Raw genomic sequence first — 14,246 nt, 5'->3', positions numbered from 1 at the left:
CGCCGCTGAAGGCCTGAATGCCACGCCCTGGCAGGGGCCGTCCTGTGCGGTGCTCCAGACCGGTCAGGTCGGTGCGGCCGTCCTCGCACGGCAGCAACTCCGCAGACTCGGCACCGCCCGCCGAGCCGTACGCCACCCGTTGGTCACGACCGGTTATGGAGCCGGGGCGAGCCGCTCGACCGCGACGAGGGCCGCGTCGTCGCCGAGGTGGCCACCGGCGTACGCCTGCAGGTCGGCCCGCAGCCGGCCGAGCAGGGTCGGCGGGTCGTACCCGACCCAGGCCGTGAGCCGCTCCGCCAGCGGGTAGAAGGCGCGCGAGTCGTCGCGGGCCTCGAGGACTCCGTCGGTGTAGAGCAGCAGCACGTCGCCGACGTCGAAGGGGAAGGTCTCCACCGTCACGTCGGGGGCGAGGACGTCCGACAGCCCCAGCGGCGGGCTCGCGTCGGCCGTGTCGAGGGGGATCACCTGTCCCGTTCTGAGGAGCAGAGGCGGCGGGTGCCCGCAGTTCACGAGCCGCACGACCGGCTCGTGATCGGGGATGTCGAGCACCACCGCGGTGACGAAAGCCTCGTCCGTGCTGTCCGCCGTCTCGTCGGCGCCGGGCCCCTCCCCCGGCACGCCGTTCGTGTCCTCCGCCGAGCCGACACCCGCCTCCAGGTGCCCGACCAGTTCCGGCAGGTCCTGCTCGCGGCGGGCCGTGACCCGGAAGGCGCCCAGGACGAGCGAAGCCTCGCTGATGGCGTCGAGCCCCTTGCCCCGGGCGTCCCCGATCAGCAGCCGGGTGCCGTGCGCCGTACGGGCCGCCGCGTACAGGTCGCCACCCATCTGCGCCTCCTCCTCTGCGGCCAAGTAGACGGAGGCGATGTGCAGGGGCCCCGCGCGGTGGGGCAGCGGGCGCAGGACGACGCTCTGGGCGGCGTGGGCGATGGAACGCAGACGTGTCACCCTGCTCTCGTCCCGCTCGCGCAGGTAGGCGAAGAAGGTCGCGATGATCGAGATCAGGATCAGCGCGACGATCTGATAGGTGTGGTTGAGGTCGGTGAGGCTCGTTCTCGCCAACGCCACCGTGGACTGGGCGAGCACCGCTACCGCACCCACGAAGGCCGTCATACGGGGTCCGGCGAACGAGGCCGTCATCGCGGGCGCGGCGATGAGGAACGGCCCGAGATGCACGTCGGGGGGAACCAGGACGTCCACCACGGTGACCGCCGCGATCAGTGCGAAGGGCACGGCGAGCAGCAGCCGTCCGCCGGCCCGAGAAACGCGGGGGACGAATCCTGGCCGACGGGCATCCATAGGAAAGGCATACATCACGGGGTGGGCCCATGTCCCGTTGCCGGGGCCCAGGGTGCGGTGCGCCTCCCTACATCTGGATCGATTGCGGTCGCGGGGCCCCTCCGGGGCGTCCAGGAGAATGGCGCCGAGGTGTGCCGGTGGGGTGGACTCCGGCGCGGTCAGCCGGGGTCCTTCATCCGGCCAGGCGGTCGGGTTGAGCATGGGCGGGGAGACCGCGCTGGACTTCGCCCTCGCCCACCCGGAGCGCGTCACCGCACTGGCCCTGGTCGGTGCCTCGGTCAGCGGCCACGTCTGTCCGCAGAGTCCCGAGTTGTCGGCCTATGCCGCAGCCCGGCGCGAGCGTGAGACGGCCACCCTGGCCGAGCTGGAGCTGTCGATCTGGGCGGCCATGGGCCGTACCGCTCCCGGAGGAGAGCTCATCGAGACGATGGTCGCCTCGAACGCCGAGCGGCGAATCGTGAGCGAACGGTACTGCGTTGTCTCCCCCGGCCGTGATGCCGAACCACACCTCGGGGACATCTCCGCGCCCACGCTGGTCATCCACGGCGAGCACGACCACCCGGAGATCGCGGTGATCGCCGAACGACTTGTCAGCGACATCCCCGGCGCCTGCGGCGAGACGATCCCGGACGCGGACCACTACCTGCCACTCCGTACGGCCGAACGCCTCACCAAGCTGCTGCTGTCACACCTGCCCTGACACGCGGACGGGCACGTCGAGCCGGCAAGGAACGCGCCCCCTCTGTGGCCGGCCATGTCCATTCCCGTGGTGGTGGCCCAGCCGAGTGCAGCTTCATCTGAAGCAACAGAAGGGGCGGGAGAGTTGAGACGGAGAACGCTGCTGCGGGGAGCGGTCACGGTGGGACTGACCGCGGTGGGCAGCGCGGTCACGGCACGGCCGGCTGCCGCCGGTTCGGCCTGCCTTCGCGTGGTCGTCGAGCAGGCTGCCAACCAGATCCAGCGCTTCGGTAGCGGTACGACTGACGGGAACGGCAGCCCCGGCTGGTGCTGGACCGCTCCCGCGGACGAAACCTGGAGGTACCTGTCCGACGCCAAGCGGCGTGTCACCGCCAACTGGGACGAGGTGCTGGTGTGCTGCGCGAACGGCTCCGCCGGCACCGGCGGTCGCGCCGCCCCTCCGGCCGAGCGGACTGCGTCCGCTCCGGCGCGAGGTTCTACAAGGCGCGCTTCTGGTCCCACGTCCTGACCTGAGCGGCACTCCACATGCTCGGAGTCAGACCGCCGTGACCACCATGGCCCGCACTCCGAGCACACGCGACTGGCTCCCGCCACGGCCGCCCAGCACAGCGCGACCGCCACTCAGCACAGCGCGACCACGTCCACGGCCGGTGGGCTCGTGGGCGCCGGATGAGCAGGGCGACGACGAGCAGGCCTGCCTGCGGCCATTGCCGCGGTGGTTGCATGCCCGGACGGGAACGCGTGGCGCAGTGCGTGCGTGATCACAATGATCAGCGCCGCCGACGCGGGCCTGATGTTCGCTGTGCCGGTCAGCCGTTCAGGGAGCTCATGAGCTCGGGGGCGTAGCGGTCGCCGGAGGCGACGCCGCGCGGGGCGACGGCCTCGATGGCCGCGAGGTCTTCCGCGGTGATCGTCACGGTCGTGGCCGCGGCGTTCTCCTCCAGGAGGCGGCGGCGCTTGGTCCCGGGGATCGGTACGGCTCCCTGGCTGAGCACCCAGGCCAGCGCGAGCTGGGACGGGGTGACCGACTTCTCCTCGGCGATGCGGCGCACCTGGTCGACGACGGCGAGATTGCGCGCGAAGTTGTCGCCCTGGAAGCGCGGATCGGTGCGACGGAAGTCGTCGGCGGCGAAGTCGTCGGGTGAGGTGATCGCGCCGGAGAGGAAGCCGCGGCCGAGCGGCGAGTACGCGACCAGGCCGATGCCGAGCTCTTCCAGGGTGGCCCGTACGCCGTCGCTTTCGAGGCCCCGCTCGAAGAGGGAGTACTCGCTCTGCACCGCGGTGAGGGGATGCACCCCGTGGGCCCGCCGAATGGTCCCGGCGGCGGCCTCGCTGATGCCGAGGTAGCGGACCTTGCCCGCGGTCACGAGTTCCGCCATGGCGCCGACACTCTCCTCGATGGGCACGTCGGGGTCGACGCGGTGCAGGTAGTAGAGGTCGATGTGGTCGGTGCCCAGGTGCCGTAGCGAGCGGTCGGCGGCGCGGCGGATGTAGTCCGGCGTGCCGTTGTGGCCGACCATCTCCCCGTTGTCGGTGAACTCGACGCCGGTCTTGGTGGCGATCACGGCCTTCTCCCGGCGACCGGCCAGCGCCTTGCCGATGAGTCGTTCGTTGAGGAAGGGGCCGTAGCCCTCGGCGGTGTCCAGCATGGTGATGCCGAGCTCCAGGGCCCGGTCGATCGTGGCGAGGGCCTCGGTCTCGTCGGTGGCGCCGTAGAAGGCGCTCATGCCCATGCAGCCGAGTCCTTCCGCGCCGACCTTCAGACCCTGGCTGCCCAGTGCGCGCTCCTGCATGTCCTTCACTCCACTCCAAAGAAGTAACTAACTGGATAGTTCCATCATGAGCCGCGAGCGTCCCGCTTGTCAATAACCAGATAGTTACTTGTAGGGTGAGCCCATGGCACGGGACTCCAGCGCAACCAAGGCACGGCTCCTCGACGCGGCCCTGAGCGAGTTCGCCGCCCACGGGATCGCCGGCGCCCGCGTCGACCGCATCGCCGAGGCGGCCGAAGCGAACAAACGGCTCATCTACGTCTACTTCGGCAACAAGGAACAGCTCTTCGACCACGTCATGCAGCGCGCCCTGGAAGCCGGGGCCGAGTCCGTGCCGTTCGACACCGCCGACCTCCCCGGATACGCGGGGGCCATCTTCGACCACCTCACCGGCCGGCCCGAACTGATCCGCCTCGTGGCCTGGAAGCAGCTGGAACGCCCGGCGGCCACGCCCGAACAGCGGACCGCGTACGCCGCGAAGACCGACGCGCTGGCCGCCGCCCAGCACGCCGGACAGATCGACGCCGCCTTCGAACCGTCCGACATCCTGACCTTCGTCCTCGCCCTCTCCCAGGCCTGGTTCGCCGCAGCGGGCGACCCCGCCCTCGCACCGGACGGATCCCCCTGGAGCGAGCAACGGCGGGCCGCGCACCGGGCAGCCGTCGTGGAAGCGGTCAGGCGCCTCACCGCCCCGCCCTCGCAGCACGGCTGACCCGCTCGGGGCGATGCGCTGCCGCGCGGCGGGGCAGCAGCAGGGGGGTCGCCAGCAGGAGCACGCCGGCCAGGCCGATGGCCGTACGCGGGCCGAGCAGAGCGCCCAGCAAACCCCAGACGGCCGTCAGGAGCGCGGTCGAGGCCTTGGTCGTCACCGCCCAGGCGGACAGCGTGCGGGCGACCCGTTCGGTCGCGGTGCGCCCGAGGCGGTGGGTGGCGTAGACGGGGTTGAAGACCCCGCAGCAGAAGACGAGCCCGAGCTGGACGCCCATCACCAGCAGCAGCCCTCCGGTGCCCGGCCCCACGAAGGCCAGGCCGACAGGCCAGATCACACGCAGCGCCCCGGCCACGAGCAAGACCCGGTGCTGTCCGAACCGGGTGACGAGCGGCCGGGCCAGGCGTGCGCCGAGCAGCCCGCCGACCGAGGGCGCGGCGAAGGCGAGGCCGTACTGCCACGGTGTGAACCCGAGCCGGCCGAGCATCCGGACGGCGAGCAGCGGCTGGGCGGCCATCACCAGGCCGTTGAACAAGGCCGTGTTGAAGAACAGCGGACGCAGCGTCGTGTCGGCGACGATGTACCGCCAGCCGTCGAGCAGGTCCCCGACCCGCATCCGCGCGGCCTCCCGGCGCTCGGGCCGCGGCTCGTCACCGCCCATCGCGCGGATGCCCAGGGCGGAGAGCAGGTAGCTGACCGCGTCGGCCACCACCGTCGCCACCGGACCGAGCAGCCCGATCATCGCGCCGCCCAGGGGCGGTCCGACGATCGTGGTCGCCCAGGCGGTGGACTCGAACCGGGCGTTGGCGACAAGCAGGTCCTCGGCCGGCAGCAGCGTCTTCAGGTACGCGCCCGAGGCGGCGCGGAAGCCGATGTCGGCCGCCGCGACGACCACCGAGACGAGCAGGAGCTGAAGGAGGCCGAGCACGCCGAGCGCGTACGCGGCGGGGATCGTCAGCAGCGCCGCGCACCGCACCAGGTCCATCGCGATCAGCACCGGCCGCTTGCCGCGGAACTCCACCCACGGACCGAGCGGCACCGCCACGACCGCGCCCGCCGCGGCCCCCGCTGAGGAGAGCGCGGCGACCTCGGCCGGTCCGGCGTCCAGCACCCGGACGGCGATCAGCGGGAACGCACCGAAGGCGAGCCACGTACCGAGCGCGCTGGTCCCGTACGCGGCCCAGAGCCACCCGAACCGGGGCCCCGGCCGACGTCTCAGCCGACGTCGGGGCAGAGGCCCGAGCAGAGGCTCTAGCAGAGGACCGAGCCGAGGACCGAGCCGAGGCCGCCGCTTGTGCTCGCCGCTCATGCCCGACACCCCTCGCCGCCCACTCGTACAACCGACCCGCGATCGGAAGCATCAAAGCGAGCACCGTACTCACGGGTCAAACAACCCCGGTGCCGCTGGCCACAACCAGTGGTTGTGACCATAGGGTTGCGGCGTGGACCTCGATACCGTCCGGACCTTCGTCGTCGCCGCCGACGCGGGGCAGTTCCAGGAGGCCGCCGCCGAGCTGGCGGTCACCCAGCAGGCCGTCTCCAAGCGCATCGCCGCGCTGGAGCGCGACCTCGGCGTGCGGCTGTTCACCCGCACCGCGCGAGGCGCCCGGCTCACCATCGACGGGCAGGCCTTCCTGCCCCACGCGCGCGAACTGCTGCGCATCGCCGAGCGTGCGGTCGCATCCGTGCGCACCGGCAGGCGTCCGCTGCGTGTCGACGTGATCAACTTGCGCGGCGCGGCGTCGGGCCTGATGCGCGGCTTCCACCGCGCGCACCCCGAGATCGAACTCGACGTGGTGACACTGTTCGACATCGAGACGGCCGTCGCCGCCCTGCGGTCCGGTGCGATCGACGCGTCCTTCCGTGCCGTCGCCGCGCCCGGCCGGCCCCTTCCCGAGGGCATCGGTGCCGCCCGGGTGGTCGACGAGCCGCTCCAGCTCCTCACCGGCCCCGCCCACGCGCTGGCGGGCGCCCGGTCGGTGCCTCTGGCTCAGCTCGCCGGTCACCGGATCTGGATGCCCGGCATCGTGCCCGGTACCGAGTGGGCCGCTTACTACGACGACCTGGTCGCCGAGTTCGGCCTCACCATCGAGGCGACCGGCCCCAACTTCGGCTCCGACGCCCTCCTCGACACCATCGCCGACACCCCCGCCCTGGCCACCTTCATGGGCGAGCAGACCCGCCTCGTCTGGCCCACCGACCACGGCCTGCGCCGCATCCCGGTGACCGACCCGACGCCCGTCTACCCGCACTCGCTCCTCTGGCACCGCGACAACCCCCACCCGGCGCTGACCACCCTCCGCACTCACCTCGCCGCCACGACCGCCGGCCACGACGCCGCCGGGACCTGGGCGCCGGGCTGGGCGACGAATCCGGGCACGGCCCGGGGCAAATGACGGGACCCCCGGCACGGGGGAAGCCGGGGGCCCAGAAGCAGCACCGCCACTTGGGGCGGCGCCACACACCCATCGTAGCCCTGTGCTCTCGCACGCATCCGCTGCGTGACCGAGTTCGTCAGGTCGGTCGCCGGCTCTGGTCACGCGAGGAGGCCCGGATGAACGGATCGGAACGGAACCTGGCCGGCGTCTTACGACGCCACCGTTTCCCCGCCCGGTCCCCGCCCGTTCGGCGCGCCCGGCTCCGACGAGCGTGTCAGACGTACGCCACCGTCACCTGTTCGAAGCCCAGTGCGCGAAGCAGTCCCAGCAGCATCGACGTGGTGTTCCGCTCCGCCCGCAGCGTCAGGTCGCTCTCCCGGGCCGCATCGCCGATGCGTTCGGCGGCGAGCATGTGGACGGCCCGCTCGTCCGCCGGGTTGTCCGAGAACAGGTCGCCGAGCCGGTCGAGCAGGCCGCGCTGCTTGGAGACGGCGTAGGACCGTTCCGGATTCAGGGCGGGTTCGGCCAGCCGCGCGTGCGGCAGGCGCAAGGTGGCCGAGGTGCGTTCCTCGTTCACGGACACGGCGTCCTGGCCGATGCCGCCGAGCTCGACGTAGGCGCCCACGCTGCCGCCGGCCACGAAGAGGGTACGGGTCCCCCGGATCGAGTCCGGCAGGAACCGGGCGTCCTTCTCCAGGTCGACCACCACCTGGAAGTTGCCGGCGGCGCCCTCGTACCGGTGCATGTCCTGGATCGACTTCAGCAGCACAGGACCGGAGCGGTCCTTCGTATCCACCCCGAACACCTCGCCGAGACCAGGCAGCCAGTCGAGGCGCGCCACCAGGAGCCAGGCCAGCGACAGGGCCAGCAGTACGGCGACGAGGGCGGGCCATCGGCGGGGCGCGCGCTCGCGGCTCGCGGCTGAGCGCGGAGGTGCGTCTTCCGCGTCTTCTGCGTCCTTCGCGTCTTCTCCCATGCGATCCTGTTGCCCGTGGCGCCCGCCGCCATACCCAAGTGCCGGACGGAATGGGCAAGTTGATGCTGAGCCAGAGGGCATGACTGCGCCCTTCCCCGTGCGCCGCCCCGGCGCGCGCCCACGACGGCGTCCTACCGGGCCGTACGGACGCGACTCCGCGGCCACGATCGGCGCCGCCGCGTCCGCGGATGCACCGCGCGACCGAGTCGCCGCCCGCTGAGCAGATAGCCGATCAGGGCTCCGCTGATGTTGAGCAGGACGTCGTCGATGTCGAAGGCCCGCCCCGTGATGAGAGCGCCCTGGATCAGTTCGACGATCAGCATCGTGACCACCGTGACCAGACCCACCCGCACCAGACCGCGTGTCCTCCGTGCCAGCAGAGGCAGCAGGATGCCGAACGGCACGCCCAGCACCACGTTGCCGCCCAACTGCTTGACCGTCTCCACGAACGCCGGCTGTTCCAGGTAGGCACGGATCGACCTGCCTGGCCTCAGGTTGACGTGGGTGAGGGGCACCGACTCCGGTGACGCGTTCAGCGTGAGCCGCGCCAGAACCACCGCGAACACCACCATGCCCGCGAGGGCGACAAGCGCCGACAGAGCCCGGAGCAGCCGGCCCGGTCTTCGGCGCCCGGTCCCCTCCGGTGTCGTCGACGCCCGCCGGGAGGCTTCGCCGCGCGCCTCCCGCGTCTTGCCCGTACCCCGCCCACCCCTCGATACGTTCATGAACCTTCCCCGCCTGAGGGCCGCTTCCGGTGCGGTGCGGGTACCCGGGAAGCCGCCGGGCACGCCGGCGCGGAGCCACACGAACGAAATTCCACGTCGGTTGCTACGCCCGCGGACGTAGCCTCGGGGCGTGCTCCAACTCGTCCTAGCCATATCCGTGTTCGCCGTGGCCGTCGCCGTGTACGGGGCCATCGGCCTTCAATGGCGGCGCCTGGCACGGATCCGGCGGGAGATCCTCGGTCTGGTCGCCGCCCTGGACCTCGAGCCGTACCACGCAGCCGCGATGCAGTCCCGGGAGACCGAGGCGGCCGCCGCCGAACTGCTGCTCGGCGGGTACCTCGACATCGACGAGGAAGGAGCGGTGCTCCTGACCGAGACGGGCCGCGACCCCGACCGGATGCCCACCCATCCGCTGCCCGCCGCCCTGCTCGAGGCCGTACGCCGCCACGATCCCGAGCCGGTGTCGTTCGGCTGGATCGACTGGTGCGACGTGGAGTACCAGTCGCGGCGCATCGCGCACCGAAGGGAGCGGGACGCCCTGCTGCCCGGCATTCCGCGCATGCCGGACGGCGACGGGCGGCGGCTGCTGGCCTGCTGTGCCTGTATGGGCACCGTCATGCTGGTGAGTTTCTGGGCCCTGGCGGCCGTGCTGCTGGTCATGGCGCGCCCGCACGGCGTCCGGGAATGGGCCGCCGCCGCTGCGGCCGCAGCCGGCCTGACCGCGCTCTGGTTCGCCGACGACGCCCGTCAGGCGGTCCGCGCCCGCACGGCCTGCGTGGATCCGCTGGGGGACCGGAGCCTCGCCGACCCGCATCCGTCCCTCGCGGCGCTGGACGACCAGCAGCGGTTCCACATCCTCCGGAGCATCGGCGACCACAGCAGGTGGCGGGGCGCCGACGTCGGACTCGGCGAGGGCGGCGACGAGGACGACGAATGGCTGGATGACGAATGGCCGGACGACGAATGGTGGGCTGACGCCTACCACTACCGGGGCACCGACCACGACGAGGTGCCCGATGACCAGAACGAGCCTGAGGGCGAACGCACCGGCGAGGCACCATGCACGTCTGCCGCGGCTTGTCCGTCCGATCAGGTGACTGCCGCGTGCCCCGATGGTTGCTCCGGGCACGGGGCGGGGTGAACTCGCCCGGTTCACGGGCTCCTCCAGCGCGGGACGCGCAGGCGGCCGAGTTCCTGCTGTTGCAGCCCGGCCCCGCAGCCGAACACCAGCAAAAGCGTTCCTCGACGGGTTCCGGAGTCCGCTGGTGATCACCCGATCCACACGTGTCGACCGGAAACGACGGCATTGCCGAGGGGGTGGCGAGAAAAATGGAAGGCGGGTGCCAACGGGTTGTTGACAGGATGTCCGCGCTCAACTCCCGATGGGAAAGGACCCGACGACCGTGGCTCGTGCCATCACGCTGATCCGCTCCGCCTCCCTGTCCGACATCGCCGAGTATGCCTATGCAGCCACGGCGCCCGCCGACTCCCGCCTGATCTTCCTCGCAGGGGCGTGTCCCCTCAACGACGACGGCTCGACGGCAGCGATCGGAGACTACGCGGGTCAGGCAGGGAAGGCAGTCGAGAACATGCGGGCTGCTCTCACCGCCTCCGGCGCGTCACTCCAGGATGTCATCAGTACCAGGGTTCTCGTCGCATCGGCCCGGCGGGAGGATCTGGTGGCTGCCTGGGAGGTAGTCCGGGACTCGTTCGCTGACCATGACGTCCCCAGCACCTTGATGGGCGTCACCGTGCTCGGCTACAAGGACCAGCTCGTCGAGATCGAGGCCGTAGCCGCCGTACTCGACGCTTGAGGCCCATTGACACACCGCGGCGGCCGCGCTGGCCGGACGGGAAGCACCTGACGGGAGCACCACGAAGGCGAGGCGAGACCGCCAACCGCCCTTCAGGGCGGCTGGCGGTCAAGGCAGGTAGCGGCAGACTCAGCCGGCCTTCGCGGGCTCCTCGACTCGCGCTCGGGTGCCGGCGAGACGGTAGGAGTCGGTGCCGGTCTCGATGATGGTGCCGTTGAAGGTGAGGCGGTCGACGATGGCTGCGCAGAGCCGGGGATCGGTGAACGTCTTGGTCCAGCCGCCGAAGGATTCGTCGGAGGCGATGACGACGCTGTTCTTCTCCTCGCGTTCGGCCAGGACCTGGAGGAGGAGCTCGGCGCCGTGGCGGTCGAGTTCCACGTAGCCCAGCTGGTGATCGAGCTGCGGGTCGCGAGCTGAGTGACACGAGGGTGAAGGGCCGGGCGTAGCGCCCGGGCTGGGCGCGTCAAGCGCAGCGGTGACGGGCGAGGCGCACGTTTCGGGTGGGGCGCAGGGGGCGCCGCCCGCTGTTCCGAGCCAAAAAGGGGGCCCCTCGTGGGGCGATTGTTGGCCGGGCTCCCCCCTGCCCTGTTGTGCCCGGCCTTCTAGCATTCGACCACCCCCGCCCGCACCGGCGGGGCGCCTCGCTGAAGCGCCTGACATGTACATGATGCTTCAACCGTTGCCGGCTGCACCACCCCTTGCGCGCCACCAGTTCCTCGATCCACCCGCAGTAGGTACGTAACGGCCGCCCACCCCCGTGGCGCGCCGCAACACAGCCGCGCGACCGGACGCACGCGTGCGTCCGCGCTCGCCCGGCGCCGAAGCCTGGATGGGAGAACCATGAGAATCCCCCTGCTGGTCAGCGGAGCGATCGCCGCTCTGTTCGCTTCGGCCCTGCCCGCGCAGGCAGGTCCGTCGTCGATCGTCGATCCGCCCCCGGACAGGATCGTCATCGACATCGCCACGGTGAACGGCTCCGGCTGCCCCCTGGGCACCGCCGCCATCGCCGTGTCCGAGGACAACACCGCCTTCACCGTCACCTACAGCGAGTACCTGGCGCAGGTGGGCGGCAGCTCCTCCCCCACGGCGGCCCGCAGGAACTGCCAGCTGAACCTCGTGGTGCACGTGCCCCAGGGCTTCACCTACGCGATCGCCAGCGCCGACTACCGGGGCTACGCGTCGCTGCGGCCCGGTGCGAGCAGCACCGAGAAGGCCTCGTACTACTTCCAGGGCTCACCGAGCACCGCGTCCCGGACGCACGCCTTCCGCGGTCCCTACGAGGACAACTGGCAGGCCACCGACGACACCGACTGGGCGCAGCTCGTCTGGGCGCCCTGCGGCGTGCAGCGGAACTTCAACATCAACACCGAGCTCCGGGTCAACGCCGGCACGTCGAACCCGGCCACCACCAGCTACATGACCATGGACTCCACCGACGGCGACATCAGCACCATCTACCACCTCGCGTGGAAGGAGTGTCCCGACAGCTGACGCCTCGCCACCCGGCCGGGCCCCCGCCCGGCCGGGTGGCCCGGCGGGGGCTCCGCCCGGCAGGGCCCGCGCCGGGCCCCCTAGCCCTGTTCCAGGTCGGCCAGGGTGGTCCGCAGCCAGGCGAGCTCTTCCTTGGTGGTCGCCCGCGCCACCGCGAGGATGCCGCGCCGGAAGGGATCGTCCAGTTCCTCGGCGCGCAGCGGGCGCTCGCCGTCGTAGAAGAAGCTCGCGGGTTCCTCGAGGAAGGCCAGCCTGCGCCGCAGCACACCGGCTTGGGCGGCGGGATCGTCGAGGTGACGCAGAAACGCCAGCAGTGTGAACCACCGGTTCTCGTCCGACACTTCAGGCCCCTCGGGCTCGGCCAGACGCCGGCGCAGTTCCCGCCTGCCCTCGGCGGTGAGGCTCAGGACCTGACGGGGTGCGGCGGCGGGACCCTGCTGGGCCTCGCGCACCAGCAGCCCCGCCTTCTCCAGGCGCTTGATCGCCGGGTACAGCGTGGACTCGCCTACCGGGCGTACGTGGCCGGTGAGGGCGGTGATGCGCTTGCGCAGCTCGTAGCCGTGCAGCGGCTCTTCGTAGAGGAATCCGAGGATCGACAGCTCCAGCATGCCCTCATTCTCCCTCACCATCACAGTACCTCGTTGACGTAGTACTACGACAACGAGGTATGGTGGCGCTCTCGACAGCCCGGACGCGGACGCGTTCGGCCGCAGCCATGGCCCGGAGGGGCGGACAGGGGCGTGAACGGTGCGTGAGGCACGATTCGACGAGCAGGGCAGCGTGATCCGTTGGACCGAGGCGCCGGGCGACGGGCCTGCGACGGTGTTCGTCCACGGCCTGGGCGCCTCTTCGACCGTCTACCACGCGCACATCGCGGCCCGCCCCGAGTTCGCGGGCCGCAGGATCCTGTTCGTGGACCTGCCAGGACACGGCATCAGCGACCGGCCCACCGGGTTCGGCTACACGCTGGAGGATCACGCCGACGCGCTGGCGGCCGCCCTGGACACTGCCGGCGTGCACGGCGCGGTGATCGCGGGCCACAGCATGGGGGGCTCGGTCGCCATCGTCCTGGCCCACCGCAGGCCCGACCTGGTGGGGCGCCTGGTCGTCACGGAGGGGAATCTCGACCCGTTCCCCGCGCCCACGGCGGGCAGCAGTGGGATCGCGTCGTACACGGAGGAGGAGTTCGTGCACGGCGACGGCTTCGCCCGCGTACTGGAGCGGGTCGGACCCGCCTGGGCGGCGACCATGCGCCTCACCGACCCGCTCGCGCTCCACCGCACGGCCACGCACTTGAGGCAGGGCACGGAGCCGGTGATGCGGGAGATGTTCCAGCAGGCGCGCATCGACCGGATCTACCTCCAGGGCGAGCTGAGCGGCGAACTACCGGGCAGCGACAGCCTCAAGACCGCGGGCGTGGACGTGGTGACCGTGCCGGGCGCGGGGCACAACATCATGTTCGACAACCCCGACGCGTTCACGTACGCGGTGACCGGAACAGGGTCGCGCAACGGGTGATCAGGGCGACCAGACATACGGTGTCGTCGTGGTAACCGCGTGCAGGCCAAGCCGGGTGAGGATCGGTGCGCTGTCGGCTGAGGCGTCGACGTAGACGTAGGGCACGTCCCGGGCAGCGGCGAGCTGGGCTCGGTGGGCGACCATGGCACGGTAGATTCCCTGTCCGCGCCATTCCTTGAGCGTTGAGCCGCCCCAGAGGCCGCCGAAGTCGACGCCGTCGTGAAGCACAAGCCACGCGGCGCAGACGACTTCGGTGTGTGCCTCGGCGACGAGTACGACGGTGTTCTCCGGGGCGTTCTCGATCCGGGCGGCCAGGTCGTCGGCCAGCCAGCTCCAGTCCTCGCCCCAGACGGTGCTCTCCATAGCGGCGATGCGCTGGAGGTCTGATCTGGCGGTGACACGGCGGAGGGTCACACCGTCGGGCAGGACGGGGTCGGCGGCAAGGTCTGCGGACCGCCCGATGAGCACGGTCTCACTGTCCTCAGCGGTGAAGCCGGCCGCGGCGAGTCGGTCGGTGAGGTCGGCGGGGAGATCGTGAGCGCGAGTCTTCCATTCGACCGCCTCACCACGGGCAGCGTAGAAGTCACGCTGCCGGGCTATGAGCCCGTCGAGTTCTTCCCCGCACACACCGAGGTCGCGTGGGCCCGTGACGAAGCCACGGTGCCATCCGACGACGCGGGTCAGCGGGCCGTCCTTCTCGACGCGGACGCTGCCGCCGGGCGGGGTGACACCGCGGAGTTGTGCGTCATACGCGGTGCGGAGTTCGTTGATCAGGGTGTCTTTCACTCGAACACCGTACGGAACGGGTCAAGCGATTAAGCGCCAGTCGAAACCGCGTGAACGTCCAGGGCTGCACTCTCTCACTCGG

At 71.2% G+C, this 14,246-nt stretch carries 14 protein-coding genes and 1 pseudogene; 7 read left to right on the top strand and 8 right to left on the bottom strand.

Going from position 1 to position 14,246, the window contains the following annotated elements:
- Positions 1–153: 153 nt before the first annotated feature.
- Positions 154–1,296 (bottom strand): PP2C family protein-serine/threonine phosphatase, encoded by a 1,143-nt coding sequence (locus ACIGEZ_RS32000; RefSeq protein WP_399838198.1) that lies wholly within the window; start codon positions 1,294–1,296, stop codon positions 154–156.
- A gap of 199 nt (positions 1,297–1,495) precedes the next feature.
- Here ACIGEZ_RS32000 and ACIGEZ_RS31995 point away from each other — a divergent pair, with 199 nt between their 5' ends.
- Positions 1,496–1,996, top strand: coding sequence for an alpha/beta fold hydrolase (locus ACIGEZ_RS31995; RefSeq protein WP_399838195.1), 501 nt, complete (start codon positions 1,496–1,498; stop codon positions 1,994–1,996).
- An 808-nt stretch (positions 1,997–2,804) separates the two neighbouring features.
- Here ACIGEZ_RS31995 and ACIGEZ_RS31990 read toward each other — a convergent pair.
- Positions 2,805–3,788: an aldo/keto reductase gene (locus ACIGEZ_RS31990; protein ID WP_399838192.1), complete on the bottom strand. Its 984-nt coding sequence runs from the start codon at positions 3,786–3,788 to the stop codon at positions 2,805–2,807.
- A 103-nt stretch (positions 3,789–3,891) separates the two neighbouring features.
- On the opposite strand from ACIGEZ_RS31990, the gene ACIGEZ_RS31985 reads away from it, so the two are divergent.
- A complete protein-coding gene (locus ACIGEZ_RS31985) occupies positions 3,892–4,479 on the top strand; it encodes a TetR family transcriptional regulator (RefSeq protein WP_399838189.1) in 588 nt (195 codons plus the stop codon).
- Here the strand turns inward: ACIGEZ_RS31985 and ACIGEZ_RS31980 are convergent.
- Positions 4,451–5,785 (bottom strand): MFS transporter, encoded by a 1,335-nt coding sequence (locus ACIGEZ_RS31980; RefSeq protein WP_399838186.1) that lies wholly within the window; start codon positions 5,783–5,785, stop codon positions 4,451–4,453. The genes ACIGEZ_RS31985 and ACIGEZ_RS31980 overlap by 29 nt on opposite strands.
- 133 nt (positions 5,786–5,918) lie before the next feature.
- Here ACIGEZ_RS31980 and ACIGEZ_RS31975 point away from each other — a divergent pair, with 133 nt between their 5' ends.
- The gene (locus tag ACIGEZ_RS31975; RefSeq protein ID WP_399838183.1) at positions 5,919–6,872 is read left to right on the top strand and encodes a LysR family transcriptional regulator; all 954 of its coding nucleotides are present in this window, start codon (positions 5,919–5,921) and stop codon (positions 6,870–6,872) included.
- Positions 6,873–7,128: 256 nt separating this feature from the next.
- Here ACIGEZ_RS31975 and ACIGEZ_RS31970 read toward each other — a convergent pair whose 3' ends face one another.
- Together ACIGEZ_RS31970 and ACIGEZ_RS31965 are read right to left on the bottom strand one after the other, a co-directional pair.
- Positions 7,129–7,830, bottom strand: coding sequence for a DUF4230 domain-containing protein (locus tag ACIGEZ_RS31970; RefSeq protein ID WP_399838181.1), 702 nt, complete (start codon positions 7,828–7,830; stop codon positions 7,129–7,131).
- Between the two features lie 131 nt (positions 7,831–7,961).
- Entirely contained in the window at positions 7,962–8,555 is a 594-nt protein-coding gene (locus ACIGEZ_RS31965; protein ID WP_399838178.1) for a VanZ family protein, read from the bottom strand.
- A 130-nt stretch (positions 8,556–8,685) separates the two neighbouring features.
- Between ACIGEZ_RS31965 and ACIGEZ_RS31960 the strand changes: the two genes are divergently transcribed.
- Together ACIGEZ_RS31960 and ACIGEZ_RS31955 are read left to right on the top strand one after the other, a co-directional pair.
- Entirely contained in the window at positions 8,686–9,696 is a 1,011-nt protein-coding gene (locus ACIGEZ_RS31960; protein ID WP_399838175.1) for a hypothetical protein, read from the top strand.
- Between the two features lie 262 nt (positions 9,697–9,958).
- Positions 9,959–10,369, top strand: a complete 411-nt coding sequence (locus tag ACIGEZ_RS31955; RefSeq protein WP_399838172.1) for a RidA family protein — start codon at positions 9,959–9,961, stop codon at positions 10,367–10,369.
- Positions 10,370–10,498: 129 nt separating this feature from the next.
- On the opposite strand, the pseudogene ACIGEZ_RS31950 reads toward ACIGEZ_RS31955, so the two are convergent.
- Positions 10,499–10,759 (bottom strand): annotated as a pseudogene (locus tag ACIGEZ_RS31950) (ATP-binding protein); the annotation flags it as partial.
- Between the two features lie 450 nt (positions 10,760–11,209).
- On the opposite strand from ACIGEZ_RS31950, the gene ACIGEZ_RS31945 reads away from it, so the two are divergent.
- A complete protein-coding gene (locus ACIGEZ_RS31945; protein ID WP_399838169.1) occupies positions 11,210–11,860 on the top strand; it encodes a DUF4360 domain-containing protein in 651 nt (216 codons plus the stop codon).
- An 80-nt stretch (positions 11,861–11,940) separates the two neighbouring features.
- On the opposite strand, the gene ACIGEZ_RS31940 is transcribed toward ACIGEZ_RS31945, so the two are convergent.
- Positions 11,941–12,468: a PadR family transcriptional regulator gene (locus ACIGEZ_RS31940; RefSeq protein WP_399838390.1), complete on the bottom strand. Its 528-nt coding sequence runs from the start codon at positions 12,466–12,468 to the stop codon at positions 11,941–11,943.
- 139 nt (positions 12,469–12,607) lie between these two features.
- On the opposite strand from ACIGEZ_RS31940, the gene ACIGEZ_RS31935 reads away from it, so the two are divergent.
- Complete coding sequence (locus ACIGEZ_RS31935; RefSeq protein ID WP_399838166.1) at positions 12,608–13,378, top strand: alpha/beta fold hydrolase; 771 nt, start codon at positions 12,608–12,610, stop codon at positions 13,376–13,378.
- Here the strand turns inward: ACIGEZ_RS31935 and ACIGEZ_RS31930 are convergent, their stop codons facing one another.
- Positions 13,379–14,164 carry a GNAT family N-acetyltransferase gene (locus tag ACIGEZ_RS31930; RefSeq protein WP_399838163.1) on the bottom strand — a complete coding sequence of 262 codons (786 nt, stop codon included), beginning with the start codon at positions 14,162–14,164 and terminating at the stop codon, positions 13,379–13,381.
- Positions 14,165–14,246 lie beyond the last annotated feature (82 nt).

Source organism: Streptomyces sp. NPDC085481 (assembly GCF_044541845.1).
In the GTDB taxonomy this organism is placed as follows: domain Bacteria; phylum Actinomycetota; class Actinomycetes; order Streptomycetales; family Streptomycetaceae; genus Streptomyces.
The sequence above is the reverse complement of the archived record's forward strand: the minus strand, read 5'-3'. Positions and strand labels throughout refer to the sequence as shown.